At 43.4% G+C, this 15,239-nt stretch carries 11 protein-coding genes; 4 read left to right on the top strand and 7 right to left on the bottom strand.

Annotated elements, in window-relative coordinates:
- Nucleotides 1-12: 12 nt before the first annotated feature.
- Together ACSQ7D_RS04410 and ACSQ7D_RS04405 are read left to right on the top strand one after the other, a co-directional pair.
- Nucleotides 13-3,318, top strand: a complete 3,306-nt coding sequence (locus tag ACSQ7D_RS04410) for a SusC/RagA family TonB-linked outer membrane protein (RefSeq protein ID WP_437135505.1) — start codon at nt 13-15, stop codon at nt 3,316-3,318.
- 67 nt (nt 3,319-3,385) lie between these two features.
- Complete coding sequence (locus tag ACSQ7D_RS04405; RefSeq protein WP_437135504.1) at nt 3,386-4,777, top strand: RagB/SusD family nutrient uptake outer membrane protein; 1,392 nt, start codon at nt 3,386-3,388, stop codon at nt 4,775-4,777.
- Here ACSQ7D_RS04405 and ACSQ7D_RS04400 read toward each other — a convergent pair whose 3' ends face one another.
- The 7 genes from ACSQ7D_RS04400 to ACSQ7D_RS04370 all read right to left on the bottom strand — a co-directional run bounded on the left by ACSQ7D_RS04400 (nt 4,778) and on the right by ACSQ7D_RS04370 (nt 13,134).
- Complete coding sequence (locus ACSQ7D_RS04400; protein ID WP_437135503.1) at nt 4,778-6,037, bottom strand: putative DNA modification/repair radical SAM protein; 1,260 nt, start codon at nt 6,035-6,037, stop codon at nt 4,778-4,780. It abuts the gene before it with no gap.
- Between the two features lie 72 nt (nt 6,038-6,109).
- Nucleotides 6,110-6,799, bottom strand: a complete 690-nt coding sequence (locus ACSQ7D_RS04395; protein WP_437135502.1) for an HmuY family protein — start codon at nt 6,797-6,799, stop codon at nt 6,110-6,112.
- Nucleotides 6,800-6,809: 10 nt separating this feature from the next.
- Nucleotides 6,810-9,152: a TonB-dependent receptor plug domain-containing protein gene (locus tag ACSQ7D_RS04390; protein WP_437135501.1), complete on the bottom strand. Its 2,343-nt coding sequence runs from the start codon at nt 9,150-9,152 to the stop codon at nt 6,810-6,812.
- A 4-nt stretch (nt 9,153-9,156) separates the two neighbouring features.
- Nucleotides 9,157-10,254: a DUF4903 family protein gene (locus tag ACSQ7D_RS04385; RefSeq protein WP_437135500.1), complete on the bottom strand. Its 1,098-nt coding sequence runs from the start codon at nt 10,252-10,254 to the stop codon at nt 9,157-9,159.
- A gap of 67 nt (nt 10,255-10,321) precedes the next feature.
- Nucleotides 10,322-10,873, bottom strand: coding sequence for a four helix bundle suffix domain-containing protein (locus tag ACSQ7D_RS04380; RefSeq protein WP_009418963.1), 552 nt, complete (start codon nt 10,871-10,873; stop codon nt 10,322-10,324).
- Nucleotides 10,874-11,004: 131 nt separating this feature from the next.
- A complete protein-coding gene (locus ACSQ7D_RS04375; RefSeq protein WP_437135499.1) occupies nt 11,005-11,565 on the bottom strand; it encodes a calycin-like domain-containing protein in 561 nt (186 codons plus the stop codon).
- 18 nt (nt 11,566-11,583) lie between these two features.
- Nucleotides 11,584-13,134 (bottom strand): hypothetical protein, encoded by a 1,551-nt coding sequence (locus ACSQ7D_RS04370; protein WP_437135498.1) that lies wholly within the window; start codon nt 13,132-13,134, stop codon nt 11,584-11,586.
- A 321-nt stretch (nt 13,135-13,455) separates the two neighbouring features.
- On the opposite strand from ACSQ7D_RS04370, the gene ACSQ7D_RS04365 reads away from it, so the two are divergent.
- On the top strand, nt 13,456-14,340 hold the full coding sequence (locus tag ACSQ7D_RS04365; RefSeq protein WP_002674060.1) for an NAD kinase: 885 nt from the start codon (nt 13,456-13,458) through the stop codon (nt 14,338-14,340).
- 8 nt (nt 14,341-14,348) lie between these two features.
- On the top strand, nt 14,349-14,972 hold the full coding sequence (gene pgmB, locus ACSQ7D_RS04360) for a beta-phosphoglucomutase (RefSeq protein WP_009418959.1): 624 nt from the start codon (nt 14,349-14,351) through the stop codon (nt 14,970-14,972).
- The last annotated feature ends 267 nt before the right edge of the window (nt 14,973-15,239 follow it).

The following is a 15,239-nucleotide window of genomic DNA, read 5'->3' as shown; positions in this document are numbered from 1 at the left end:
ATAAGACCGTTTATGAAAAAATATGTAATAGCGTGGGGGTTCTTCCTCTGCTGTTTTGTGGGCGCTTTCGCCCAAATGATTAGTGTATCGGGCAAAGTAACCGATGTGACAAACCACCCTTTGGAAGGTGCCGCAGTAGTGGTTAAAAACGACAATATACTGCTATCTATGGGAACCCTTACCGATATCAAAGGGGAATTTCGGATTTCTGCAAAAGCAGGAGAAGTGATAAGGATTTCGTACTTAGGTATGAAATCTCGTGAATTTACCGTTTCGGCTGAACAACCTTTCTTAAAAGTGCATTTGGAACCGGAGATTATCACTTTAAGTTCTACCGATGTAGTGGCTACGGGCTACCAAAATCTTCACAAAGAGCAAACTACTTCGGCTTATACCAAAATAAGGACAGACCAGCTCAACCGTCAGCTTAATAGAACCGTACAAGAAGCTATTGAGGGACAAATAGCAGGTGTGCGCTTTACAAAAGACCCTTTTACAGGGAAAGAGGTACCTATACTGCGCGGGGTAGGTACTTTTTCGGGCAATGTGGGCTATTCGCCTTTGGTGGTGATTGACAATATCCCTACCGATACGCCATTAGAGGATATCAACCCCAAAGATATCGAGTCGGTAACGGTACTGAAAGACGCTGCTGCGACGGCTATCTACGGGGTGCGCGCTGCTAATGGGGTGATTGTGATTGTTACCAAAAAGGGCTTGCAGAATGGTTTGCGTATCAACGTGCATACCGACCTGTTCTATACTTTCAAACCCAATATGAGCCGTATGCGCTACGCTTCGACGTCCGACCTTATTGACCTCGAAACGGCTTTCTACCAAAGCAAATTGGCTGATAGCAATGGCAATGTAGATGACCTTTTTGCTTCCTACGGAGAAATTGGGGGCAGGCAAACAGTGAGGTATTATTCGCCTCTCTTCCAGCTATACCGCGACCAAGCCAAAGGAAAACTCAGCCAGCAAGAGGTGAACAGCACGCTTAACGAGTGGCGCAACCGCGATTACCTTCGCGACTTCAAGCGTTATGTGTGGCAACCTATCATCAGCAAACGCTACAATATAAGCGTAGAAAGTGGTAATAACCGCAGTCAGAATTACGCTTCGCTACAATATGAAGACACCGATGAGCGCATCGTTACCGAAAAGACCCGCGCTCTCAACCTCTACTTAAAAAACACTTACCAGCTCACACCTTGGCTAAAAAGCACCATAGGAGTGAACGGCAGATATACCGCTGTTGATGCCGTGGCTGAACAAGTACGGAATTTGTATGCCGATTACTTAAAGCAACCACGTTACACTCGGCTGTTGGGAACGAATCCGTATGCAGGTTTTAATTTAGCAGCCCCCATAAACGGACATATTTTAGAACAAATTGCGGGCAACGACGCTTTCCGCTCGTATAGCTTCAATTTATTGGAATCGATAGCGCAAGAACATCAAAAACAGTACAACCTCAGTTTGCGTCCGTTTGCAAATCTGCAAGTATCTATCCTCAAAGGTTTGCAATACCAAAGCTATTTTCAATATGAATTAAACACTCACAACAGTGAAACTTTCTTTGGTAAAGACACTTATTATATGCGTTTGCGCCACAACCAATTGGTAAAACAAGACGCTACTACTCAAAAATTCTCTTCTGAACTGCCCGAAGGCGGTTATTACGAACAGGAGAAAGGGCAGACACAGCATTATACCTTCCGTCAGCAGTTGGATTTCAATCGCACTTTTGCGGAGGCACACAATGTGACAGCGCTATTGGGCTTCGAGATGCGTCAGCACTACACCCCGCGCAATACTAAGGAAATGCAATATGGTTACGACGAGCAAACGCTCTCCTTCCCTACCCTGAACTGGAAAGACCTCTACAATCCTGGTGTTACTAGCTATCTCTACGGCAGGCAGTCGCTATCGCTGAGCCGTAATCAGCAAAGCGAAACCAAACACCGCTTTATCTCTTTTTATAGCACGTTGGGCTATTCATACCATCAGAAATACAACCTCACAGGGAGTGTGCGCGTAGACCAAGCTGATATGTTTGGGGCAGACCCTAAGTACAAATACCGTCCCCTATGGTCAGTAGGCGGTAGCTGGAATTTGCATCGCGAAGATTTCTTCTATGGTAATGTGGTAAACTTGCTAAAACTGCGCCTTACCTATGGTGTAAGTGGTAATGTAGACCAAACTACTACCCCTTTCTTACGCGGACGTTTGCTTACCGATGTGCGAGGCGCTTACCCTAGCCAACAGTATTTACAGTTCAACGATACCGATTTACCTAACCCTAAATTACGTTGGGAAAAGACTGAAACCACCAATTTAGGTATTGACTTCGGTATGTGGTATTGGCTCTCAGGAAGCATCGACCTTTATCGTCGTTACAGTTCCGACCTGTTGGTACTGACCGAACTCGACCCTACCGTAGGTGCTCAAAGACGACTCATCAACAACGGAGCTTTACTGAACAAAGGAATAGAAGTGAGTTTGAATGCTACGCGTGAGTTAGCCAAAGATTTGCAACTTACTGTAAGAACTACTTTTGCCTACAACAAAAATACCATTGAGAAAGTGAGTAGCAAGCCTACTAATGCTGTGGAATACGCTCGGAACCCCTTGCGTTATTACAAACAAGGAGACGACTTTAACTCGCTTTATGCCTATCGGTACAAGGAAACCACCAATGGCTACCCTATTTATTTAGACGAAAACGGCAACCCTAATACCACTTTCGACGCCAATGGTGTGCCCACTATTAAAGATATCATAAACGAAGATGCCCTCGTAAGATTAGGAACGATGAACCCCACCTTTAACGGAGCTCTTAGCTTGCAACTGCGCTATAAGGCTTTTGAGCTCGGTACGATGTTTATATATGCGGGTGGACATAAACTTCGCAAAGACACTTATTCCATCAATCAAGAAAGCGAAACCCATCGCGATATTACCCAACGTTGGACAGCTGCGAACCCCACCGATATGCCCCGTATGTCGTTCGACTATCCAGCGACTTTGAGACGCACTGCTAATACGGTGAATACTCTTTGGCAACTCGGCGACAATCACGTGGTAAACGCCGATTATATCAAATGGCGCAATGTGTTATTTTCGTGTTATATTCCTAAAAACATTTGCGAGAAATTGCGCTTACAAGAAGCTAAAATCACCGCTCAGCTCAACAACCTACTCACTTGGTGTGTTGCTGGCGACGATATAGACCCCGAAACCTATCACCTCAACTCTGGAAGTCGCGCTCTGCCCGTAGCAACAGCAGCGTTTTTCGGTATATCATTTAGTTTTTAGTCGGCCGTAGCACGGCAGGCAGTTAGTCGTAGCTAGTAGGCAGTTTGTATACCTTAATTATTTTACAATGAAAAGAATCATAAGCACAATAATATTCATAGCGTTGACTTTCAGCGCTTGTGACAAATACACCGACCTCACTCCCAAAGGTGAAAAGATTATCAACACCGCCGAGGAATACTACGATTTGGTAGTACTCCCCACTAAAAACTACCCTCCTTTTAACTTCCGCACTCTGGTAGACGACAATTGGGTGAAGGAGAGTAGTATCATCGGTAAGACACCCGACTTGAACAGCATCAACTTCTATTACGAAGAAAGTGCCCCACGTGCCGATTACATCGATTCGTCTCCCTTTTATAACAATGTATACAGCTATATAGGTAGGTGGAATATGATTATCACTACCGTTGATAATGCCAAAGGCGATGCCTCGCTAAAAGCACGTGCCAAAGCCGAAGCCCGCTTGCTAAGAGCTTTTGATTATTTTATGCTGGTAAACGTTTACGCCAAAGGCTACGACCCTACCACAGCAGCTACCGATGGTGGCGTGTGCCTAATGCGTGAATTCGACTTAGAAGCTCACCCTAAAAAAGCTACCGTAAAAGAAGTGTATGACTTTATTCAAGAAGATATCGAGGCGGCATTGCCCCTTTTGCAAGAACACCCTGTGAATGTATATCACCCCTCATTAGCTTTTGGCTATGCCTTGAAAGCCAGAGTGCACCTATTCAGAAGAGAATATCAGCAGGCGTTAGTGGCAGCCCAAAAAAGTCTGTCGTACAACAACCAACTGATAGATATGGTGGCTTATGAGGCAAGTCCTACCCCTATCACGGTAGATAAAAACCCCGAAGTACTCAACTTAGCCTATATGAACGGACATACCGAAATGAATATTTGGTACATCTACCCCGTGAGTCCTGAATTTTGCAACCTTTTTGATACCGAAAACGATATGCGCTTCAAGCTCTTCTTCAATAAGAACCACCGTTATAACGATAAAGGTTCGGGTACTGCCAACTGGGATATGCTCGCCACTAAGTTCTTCTACCCTACCGTAGGAATGAAAACAGGTGAGATGTACCTTACTTTAGCCGAGTGCAAAGCGCGCTTGGGCAACCTCAGTGGGGCGATGCAAACCGTAAATATCCTCCGTAGCAAACGCATAAAAGGCAGTGGTGCAACCCTCGCTACCCCTGCTACTACTGAGGAGACCGTAAAACTCATCATCGACGAGCGCCGTAGAGAGCTCGCTATGGGCTTTAATCGCTTTTTCGATTTAAAACGATTGAACACCGAGAGTGCTTATGCCAAAACCTTGCAACGCACCTTCCCTCTGGTGAATACCACCGTACCGCAACGCACCTATACCCTGCCTCCTAATTCGCCTATGTACATCGTTCCGTTTCCTAAGGACGTAATGGAGAAGAACCCATCGCTTACACAGAATTATTAATCAAAATAACGACAACTGTCCACCGAAAAGCTCCTTATGCTTGTTGTAGCTATTGGCGATAAGCAAATGGCGAAGTTTGGCGGGTTCCATACTGCCTGCCAACGGCGTAGCCCCGCTACAAGTGATGAAGTATTTTGCTCTGTTTAAGGTTACTCCTATCTGTTTGAGCGAGTAATACGTGAGCTTCTGAAAAGTACGCGCCGCTAGTATCTTCTGTACTGACCGTACTCCCACCCCTGGAACGCGCAAGAGCATTTCACGAGGAGCCGTGTTCACATCTACGGGAAAAAGATGAGGGTGACGCAATGCCCACGCTAATTTAGGGTCTATCTCCAAATCGAGGAACGGTTGCCGAGCATCTAAAATCTCATCAGGAGCAAAGCCGTAGTAACGCATCAGCCAATCGGCTTGGTATAGGCGGTTTTCTCTCACTATGGGCACTTGGCTGTGGATAGACGGTAACCTACTGTCCTGCAATACCGGCACATAACCTGAATAATACACTCGCTTCATTTCAAGCTTGTCATACATATAGCTGGCAACCTTTATAATCTTATGGTCGGTTTCGTCAGTCGCGCCTATAATCATTTGGGTGGTCTGTCCGGCAGGCGCAAACTTAGGCGTATGCTTAAACTTCTTCTTCTCAAGCGAATGCATTGCCAACTCGTTTTTCACCTGTTGCATCGGGGTAAGCATCTGCCGGTGGTCTTTCTCTGGCGCAAGCAGTTTCAACCCCTCTTTGGTAGGTATTTCAAGATTAACGGACAGACGGTCGGCATAAAGTCCTGCTTCGTGAATCAGTTCTTCGCTTGCCCCAGGTATTGTTTTCAGGTGAATATAACCGTTAAAGCGCTCTTCTGTCCGCAACTTCTTAGCCACACGCACCAATCGTTCCATCGTAGTATTAGGGTCTTTGAACACTCCCGAACTCAAAAACAGCCCCTCGATGTAATTCCGTCGGTAGAAATTAATAGTAAGGTCTACCACTTCCTGCACACTAAAAGCAGCGCGCTGTATATCGTTACTGCGTCGCGACACACAATAAATACAATCGTAGATACAGTGGTTCGTAAGTAAGATTTTGAGCAAAGAAATACACCTGCCGTCCTCAGTAAACGAGTGGCAGATACCGAAGTTCGCAGCGTTGCCCAATTCACCTTTCACCGCCTTACGAGTGCTCCCACTACTCGAGCAAGACACGTCGTATTTGGCAGCATCAGCAAGGATAGCTAGCTTTTCTTTGATACGTTCAAAATCCATTTAATTTATTTTAGTATAACGAATCACGAGTGCAAATATACTACTTTCTATTGAAATACTACACAAACAAACTTACTTCAACTCATCGTAATAAAAACTAATACGTCCCCCTGTGTCGCCTATTTCAATACTCTCGTCATACCAACTCACTACTTGTAACTTAAAATAGCGCAACCCATCGGCTGTGCGGATGATATAAGTGTGAAACGAGGGGGTATAAGAGGGGGGTGGCCCTGAGAATACCAATGCCTTATTGAGTAACGGATTAGCATTGGTTTTGGTTTGTTGGGGGCCTTTATTGGGGTCAAACCAAGGGATACCTGTGATATTATGGGCTACGGTATAGCTTATCCACTCGCGTTGTGACATAGTGATAGATACGTTGTCGGTATCTACTACCCATTGCAGGTCGTGAGGCAATTGTGAAACACTCGTCCAGCGGTCATACCCCTGAAAGCCCATATCGGCAGCTCCTCCGTGTCCGTTGCCACTGGTGCCACTATTGGTGCGGAGTTTATTACCACAGAATGCTAAATCCCAATCTAATCTATTTTTCTGATTGCCTTCTATAATATCGGCATTCACTTGATAGGCATTGAATATCTCACCTGTACGGAGGTTATAGTATATCCAATCGTTGGTGACATTATTGATGTACCCCGAACGACGCGGTAGCACTTTGCCTGTAAAAGGCAGAGCTTCATATTTCACACAAGCCGTACTCAACAAAGCTATCAGCACACTATATAAGATTCTTTTCATATTTGCTAATTTAAAAATCGATCTCTACCTGCACAAAAAACCTACGCCCTGCAGTAGCAGGAATGTTGAACATCGTTACGCCAGAGCCCAAGGTTGAAGGTTTATAATCGAAAATATTATTTGCCCCGACGTTCAGCTTGTAATGTTTCAAAAAGCGCTGTTGTACATTAAAGTTGAAGAGTGCGTAAGCAGGTAATTCACAACGAAAATACGCCTCTTTGCTCACAGGGCGCCGTTGCGTGCCACCACCGTATAAAGGTACTTCTTCCTGCACCGTGATGCGATCTTGCACATCAAAAGTTTTCTTACCCATCATACTCATCGTCAGGTTTGCCGATAGGTCGTAGTTGTCGCGATACCATTTGTATTCAAGCCCTGCGGTAGCGGCGTGAGGCGAGGTAGTGTTGATGCGCAAGCCTTCTGTTTTACTTACATCTACATACGAATAGGAAGCGTTGAGCGTAAGGGCGGGCACTATTTTCCAGCGGGTGAGCAGGTCAAAGCCTAAGAGCCGTTGCTGGCTGAGGTTCATATACTCAAAGTTATACTGAAACTCGTAGATTTTCCACACCCCCTCTATCTTATCCTGAAACTGATTGATAAAGGCATTCCCCGAAATAAAGAATTTAGGCACCGCATATTCAGCTCCTACCGAAAAGTAATGGTTCTTCTCAGGTTGTAACATCTCATTGCCTATAATTTGAAACATTCCCAAGTGATCCCAATTAAAAAACAACTCTTTAATAGAAGGCGAACGATAGCCTTTGGCGTAATTCAAGCGGTACGAAAGGGCTTCGGTAGGCGAGAATTTTATGGCTACTTTCGGCAGTGCCATCGTACCAAATTGCAGACTGTAATTGGTGCGCAATCCGGCTTCCACTTGCCACTTAGGACTTATGGTATAGGTGTCCTGAAAGAAGAACTCCCATTCCTTCAACCCTCGTGTGAGCATACGATTGGCTGCAAAGCGGTCGCTGGTGAGGTCGTCTTGAAAATAGTCAATCCCAAAAATGAGGTCGTGCTTTTTGAAGTATTGCGAAGTGAGCGTGAGGCGCGGTTGCATAATCTTAGAGTCATACACCTTTTTATCTACATCACGGCGTTCGTGACGCTTGTAGCGCTCGTAAAAGTCCGTATGGAGAGTGCCGTGTAGTGCGAAATAGTTTTTAAGGCCGTAGGAGAGTTTTAGCCCTCCGGTGAAGTCTTTGGTTTGCGAAAAATAGAGGTCTTGTACCATATCATACGAGTTCATCAAAAAGCCCGTGCCATATAGCTGTACGCTTAAGTTTTTGCTGTCGTAATACAGTTTTTGTGAAGCCGATAGGTGCTCAACCCCCTCAATACCCATTGGCGGACGCAAAAAGGTGGCTTGCACTACGGTATCTTTACTGAGAAACGGATTGGCTTCTTTGGTATACAACTTGCGATCGGGTTCTTTTTGGTAAAGGTAATACGCATCCTGACTGCTGAACCACACATCTGTCTGAGTAGTGAACTTCCCTATCTTTGCCCCTGCCGATATCCACGATTGCAGATTGGGCTTATCGGCATTCTTTTCAAACATATAGAGAAAATCGCGCCGCTCAGGGTTGTGGTAATTGCGCTCATTCATCTCGGCGTGTCGCGAACCTACCGTAATAGCAAAAGGCTTATCCGTTTTCTTGGTGATAATGTTGATGACTGCTCCTGCTGCCCTTGAACCGTAGAGGGTAGACGATGCTCCTTTCATCACCTCAATACGTTCCACAGCGTGCAGGTTGAAGCGCTCATAATCAAGGTTGCCTGCCATTTCACCCGTCATACGCTCGCCGTCCATCAAAAAGAGGATATGGCGTGCATCCAAGCCCTGCATACTTATCTCGTTGCCGAAACCCACCTTTTGGATATTCATCCCAGGGGTTTCCTGCATCAGCGCCTGCTGGATATTGCTATACCCCGCTTTCACTAACTCCTGCCCCGTAATGACCTGCACCACCGTAGGTGTTTCTTTGGTGGGGCGCACGGTAGCACCTGTCGTTCTACCTGTGAGCGTAGTGCCCGCCAATTGAGTAGTTTCCTCGCTGAGGTATACCGTGAGCTCGTTTTCTGCGTTTAGCGTACCTTTTAGCAGTGTGTAGCCCAGCGACTGCACCGTGTAATGCAGCACACCCCCCTTGCGCCTTTTCAGGAGGGCAATGCCATTGTCATCGGCAATACTGTGTTGTAGTTTATCACTATAAGCAGGCTCGGTATAACTCACCACAGCAGCAGCTATAGGCAAGCGGGTACCCTTGTCGAGCACCCGCATACGCACCTGTTGGGCTGAGAGGATTCCTCCTAATAGAAATAGTAAAATGGATATAGTGATTCTCATTAACTTAAGGTCTTATAGCTACTTCTTTGGCATAAATGGTAAGCCCCAATTCTTTGTTAAGGTAAGAGAAGGAGGTTATTTTTTTCTCTACATTCACAATCATTCGCACTTCGCCTTTAGCAGAAGTTTTAAGCGTTTGTGTACCCGTAGCATCCCAAAGGGTAGTGGTTACTTCCGCTGCTTTGAGTTTGGTTTTATCGGTATTGCCTTGTCCGTAGATAGCTTCTTCACTTTTAGTAAGCACATCTATAAAACGCGCTTTGCCACTGAAACCCAATTGCAAGTTCACTCCACTCACTGCCGTTTTGGCAAGCGATAGTTGCATACGCCCTGTTACATTGTTAGGCTCTTTACCGTCCCACACAAAGGTGATAGGCAAGGCTACCTCTGTAGTTTTACCCTCGTAGGTGAGCTTAGCCGTAATAGTTTGAGTAGCACCCAAAAGCGTAATAGCTTTCTGGTTGTTATCATTGTAGAATTTAGTCCCTGTGTCTAATTTTGTTTCAGCCAATGCCTCTTCGTAGGCATCGAGTTCTTCTTGAAAGTGAGCTAAGCGAGAGCGGTCAATTTTTTGTTTAAACACCGTGCCCACTACGTTCACCATATTGTACTGGATTAAGAAATACACCTCGTGTGTATCTACGTTGAAGAAGCCCGTAACAATGGTACTCCCTTCTTTAGTGATAGTGGGACCTTGGTAATTGTCAGGTATATAAGGGGTAGTTACGGCAGCTTTATCGTAGAATTTTATCCAATTGCCTACGTATTCCTGTTTGTCCCAATAGCTGAGTTCCATTGCCTCCAAGGAGGCATGCATTGTTACGGCAAAAGGCATAGTGCCCGGTTGTATTTTTTCGAGGTGCATTTTGAGGCGTTTGCTGGCATCGTCCCAAGTAAAAGTAAATTTGGTAGGTACGCCCGAAGGTAATAATGATCTGTCCGTACCCGCCATTTTTACGTGTTGTCCTAATACCATATCGCCTTTTAGGATATTGATAGCCGTTTGTAGTTTAGGGTCGGTATTTTCAATAGGCTTATTTTGTTCTTCTTTTTTGCAAGCCAAAATAGCAAGCCCTATAAATAATAAAAGTATTTTTTTCATAGTAAGGTTATTTTTTCTGATCAATCCGATTTGTCTGACTTATCAGATTAATCCGATAATTTATGATTTAACTTCCCGCTCTATAGCTTAGCCTTGCATTCCTCATTTGCTCCCTAATGCCTCCTTTTTTCAAGAATATTTCTTGTTGTTTTTCGAGCAATCGGCGGAGCATATAAGTAGCCTGATGAATAAGAGTAATACACAAGTTTGCTATTTCTTCATCACCACACTTATCAAGTAGTGAACAGTATTGTGAGAATATTTGTTCACTACGAGCAAAAGCTCGCATCTTGTTAAAGCGAGGGTGTCCTGCATTCCACTGTGGAATATTGCGCACGCGCAAGTAATCTTCATAGTCTATTAGGAGCTCCTCCAAACTGGCTTTTGCAACATTCGTGAGTTTAATTTGTGTTTCATAAGAAGTACTTGCTGCTTCACTCCCTTCGGCAATATTTTGTTTTCCAGAGCGTGCAGCTTGCACCATTTGGTCAATAGTACGGTCTCCTTTTTCTAGAAAATGCTTGGTAAAGAAGAAAGTAATATCGTAAATAACTTCCGTTACTTGGTAGCAACGCAAGTGCCTATATCCTCCTTTGGTTTTTAGAAAGGAAGTTTCCATAACGTTATTAATAATTATTTAGCTCCTGCAAAGGTAAGATTTTTTTTGATTTACCCCCAATCCTATCAATTCGATAATAAATGCCTAAGGAGAAAGTTAGCGCTTCTCCTTAGGCTTAAAGTTACTACTTTTTAGTAAGAGTCAAAGTGTACAGAAGCTGTGAATTTTTTGAAAATCAAGTATCTTCCGTAACTTTGCAAAGTAAACTCTATTTTGGTATCATTACCACTCTTAAAGAATTTACCATTGATGATGGCAGGATAATTTGTAAGAAGTAATGATACTCCTTTGTTAAAACGCCCTGAAAAAGTTCCATCACTATTTAGGGTAATACCTTCAACATTAATGTATAAGTTGGCAGGCATTTTTCCTACACTAAAACCATCGACAGTTAAGTTAAATTTATTATTACTGTTTTTGGTGATTTTTACCGTTCTATCAGAAACAGAGGCTTTGTTTTCTCCATTCATTTTTACTTGGTTAATTTCTCCTTTGTAATTTCCCACTACACCATCTACAGTAAAGTTAGATGTAACAGAGGCACGTTCGCTAACCACTGCCACTGTATTAGCTTTTTGTGAGTTCCCTCCATTGGCTGGATTATCAGCAATGTTCAACTCTTCTTTTTGGCATCCTACTAATGCCATTCCTGTGATAGCTACAAAAGCTACCGATTTAAAAAAATGATACATATAAAATTGATTTAGTTACTACTTTTTTCTTTTAGCTCTATTAGATTCCGCTAAATCTTTTAAAGTATACCCTTTTGTTTTACGGATAATATTCCTACCACTTTTATTTTCTGTAGCAGTATAGTCATAAAACTCTATATCTTTTGAAAATTCTCCTATTCCTCCAAAAAAGTACAAGCGTTCTTTAGGAAGGTATTTATTGATAAACGCTTTGGTCTCAGCTCTATCAAATATATCTCTGCCTATATCAAAATTTAACTGTCCTGGGAATTCGGGTTCCTCTCCATCTAATTCTTCATATGAAAAGTATTTAATTTCGTTAGGATAAGTGATTTTGGGAACGAGTGGAAGTCCTGCTAATTCTATGATTCCCGCAGCTTCTATTTTACTTATATCTACAGCTGATTTTAGTTTAGGAAGCTCTAAAAGCCCGAAAAGACCAACTACAGTAGGAGTAACAACTCCTTTAGAAAGATTAGGGAATACTATATTCTCTAAGTTAGGACATTTGGAAAAAAATAAATAATCACCTGCAAAACCGTCATACCCTATAGTACCTCTTTTCATTATTTTTGTAGAAGAAACATCTATGTCTTTCACTTCCTTATTACCAATAGAAACTATTTGGGATAAATTTTCTGCCTCTGATAAATCAAGTACAGAAGTGGTCAAATTAATAAGTTTTACACTTGCTGTTTTCTTTGATATTTTTAGCTTAGGTAGGTTGAAATTCTCATTGGCTAATAACCATACTTCTACACTTCCACTAAACAAAGGACTATTTATAATATACTCAACCCCCTCTAAGTTTTTAAGGTTAGCAAATTCAGGCTCATTATAACCTTCTTCACCTTTTAATATTTTTACAGCATTAGCTCTTTCATCTACTTTTATACTCTTGCTAATATCAATCTTATCACCACTAAACACACTTGCAAAATTAGCTTTCAAATATTGCAACAACACAGGGTCTGCTACCTCGCGCAAGGTAGTATATTTCTCAGCTGTACCCTGTGCGTTGAGCATCTGTACATCACTCTTAGGCGCAAGTTTTACGTAGGCAGGCAATACGTCCATATTGTACTTAGCGGTTGCAGGCAATACCAGCTTATCAAAACTGCGAATCAGTTTATAAGGCTCTTGGGCATTGTCGCTATAGTCGGTAGTAGCGAGGTTCTTAAAGTCGTACAGCTCATTACCACTGAGGTTTACACTCTTTACCGTTGCAGGCAATGTACCAAAATCGAATGTTTGTGCAAACTTGTTGTTGCTGAGGTTTACCTCGCTAAGTGCAGGAAACGCCTCCAAGCCTTTTACATCGGTGAGCTGTTTGCCACTGAGGTTAAGAGAAGTAGTGGTGCGCACCTTGTCGTTTACTACAAGGGTATTGCCTTCAAAAGTGAACCCTTGTTCTTTTAAGGCAGTTACCAAAGCAGGGTTTTCAATAGTTACTTTGCCATTTTCTGGTTTTGGAGGTTCTGGGCTATCGCTTTTCTTGCAAGCACTGCCCAAAGCGATGAACGCTATAGCTATCATCACTTTTACTGAATGTTGGATATAATTTTTCATACGATAAAATGTATTAAATGTGTTTGTTAAAACGAATTGATTTAAAATTTTGGGGACAAAGATACAAATATTATTTAGAATAATAATAAAGAAGTGGTAAAAGATTTATCATTCTTTTATTGACATCCGATAAAGTATAGCATTCGCATATCACAACCTCCGCTATCTTGCTCTTTTCTTTTACCTCACCATCATTCATTATTTCTTTATACAACTTCTACCTACCTATACAGTCCGCTCCTCCCCATTCGCTAATTCTCGTATTTGCTAATTCACTAATTATCCCTATCTTTGCCAAAAATTCTTAGTTTTCTGCTTAAAATGAAGATTGCTATTTACATACGTCAGTACTCCGAGGAAAACGAAGCCATTCTCAATGAGCTTTTTACCCTTCTATTGCCCTCCGATAAGGTGTTTATAGAACGCGAAATCCTCAGCGACCTCAACGATCGCTCCGAGCAATTCCTCAAAGCAAAATCTTTTGCTTCTTTCGAAGACCTCAACTCCTCTTACGATGTAATGCTCACTATTGGTGGCGACGGCACATTGCTCAAAGGGGTTACTTATGTACGAAACCTGCAAATCCCCATTCTCGGTATTAATGCAGGACGCTTGGGCTTCTTGGCAAATGCCCATAAAGACGACCTGAAAAACGTACTAACACAACTCCGCGAACGAAATTACAAAGTAGTAGAACGCTCTGTTATCGAAGCCGTTTATGCCGATACAGGCGAACCCGTAGCCCCTGTGAACTTCGCTCTGAACGAAATAACCTTTACTCGTAAGGATACCGCCTCTATGATTACTATCGATACTGAACTCAACGGCGATTTCCTCTCCTCCTATTGGGCTGACGGGCTCATCATCTCCACCCCCACAGGCTCCACAGGCTACTCTCTTAGCTGTGGCGGACCTGTAATACTCCCTACCGCCAAAAACTTTGTGATTACCCCCATCGCCCCTCACAACCTCAACGCACGCCCACTGGTAATCCCCGAAGATACCGAAGTAAAACTCACTGTGTCAGGCAGAGAAAAGAAGTTTTTAATGTCGCTCGACTCACATATCAAGCCCATTGCTAACAAACACTCCATTATAGTCCGTAAAGCTCCCTTTGTCGTGAAAATGATACGCCTCGACGGAGACAGTTTTATAAACACCCTGCGCTATAAACTACTCTGGGGTGAAGACCGACGTAACAAGTAACTAAAAAAATGAAAGGATATATTTTCGACTTAGATGGTGTGCTCGTCGACACCGCAAAATACCACTATATCGCGTGGAAAACCATTGCCAAAGAATTCAATTTTGAGCTCACTCCTCAGCATAACGAACAGCTGAAAGGCATCGGGCGCGAAGTCTCCTTGCACCAAATCCTTCAATGGGCAGGCAAAACACTCTCCGAAACCGACTTTACCGATACCGCCTTGCGCAAAAACAAATTGTACTTAGAGCAAATCAGTAGTATCGATAGCTCCGAGTTACTCCCTGGTGTGTTAAACTTCTTACAGCTCCTCAAAGCCCATCACAAAAAGATAGCCTTGGGCTCTGCAAGCCGTAATGCCCGTTTAGTGTTGGAGCGCACCGGCATTCTCCCCCTATTCGATGCTATTGTCGATGGCACAATGGTAAGCAAAGCCAAACCCGACCCCGAAGTATTCCTCAAAGCCGCCGAAGGTTTAGGGCTTCCCCCTGCTGATTGTTGCGTATTCGAAGACGCTCCCGCAGGCGTACAAGCCGCCAAAAGTGCCGGAATGAAAGTAATAGGAGTCGGCAATCCCGAAGTCCTTAAAGCCGCCGACACCGTGATTCCCAACTTTTTAAATATGAAGATATAAGCACCCAATGTAGCTAATTCTCTAATTATCCCTTCCCTTTTCCGTCATATACCCCCTAGTGCCTATGGCCTAAGGCCTATTGCCTATTCCTCTTTCTTTCGCCTCGAAACCCCGTTTTTACCATTTTTAGCACTGTTGTATTGTACTATGAGTCAATTACTTATATACCCTTCCTATACCAATCGTCCAAGATTCGTATAAGCTTCCTATAAGCTCTCTATAAGCTAACCCCACCCTCCTTACACCCTTTTTTCACCAAAAACCCTT

The organism is Capnocytophaga sp. G1920 (genome assembly GCF_051417515.1).
This window is presented reverse-complemented; position numbering and strand designations above follow the sequence as displayed.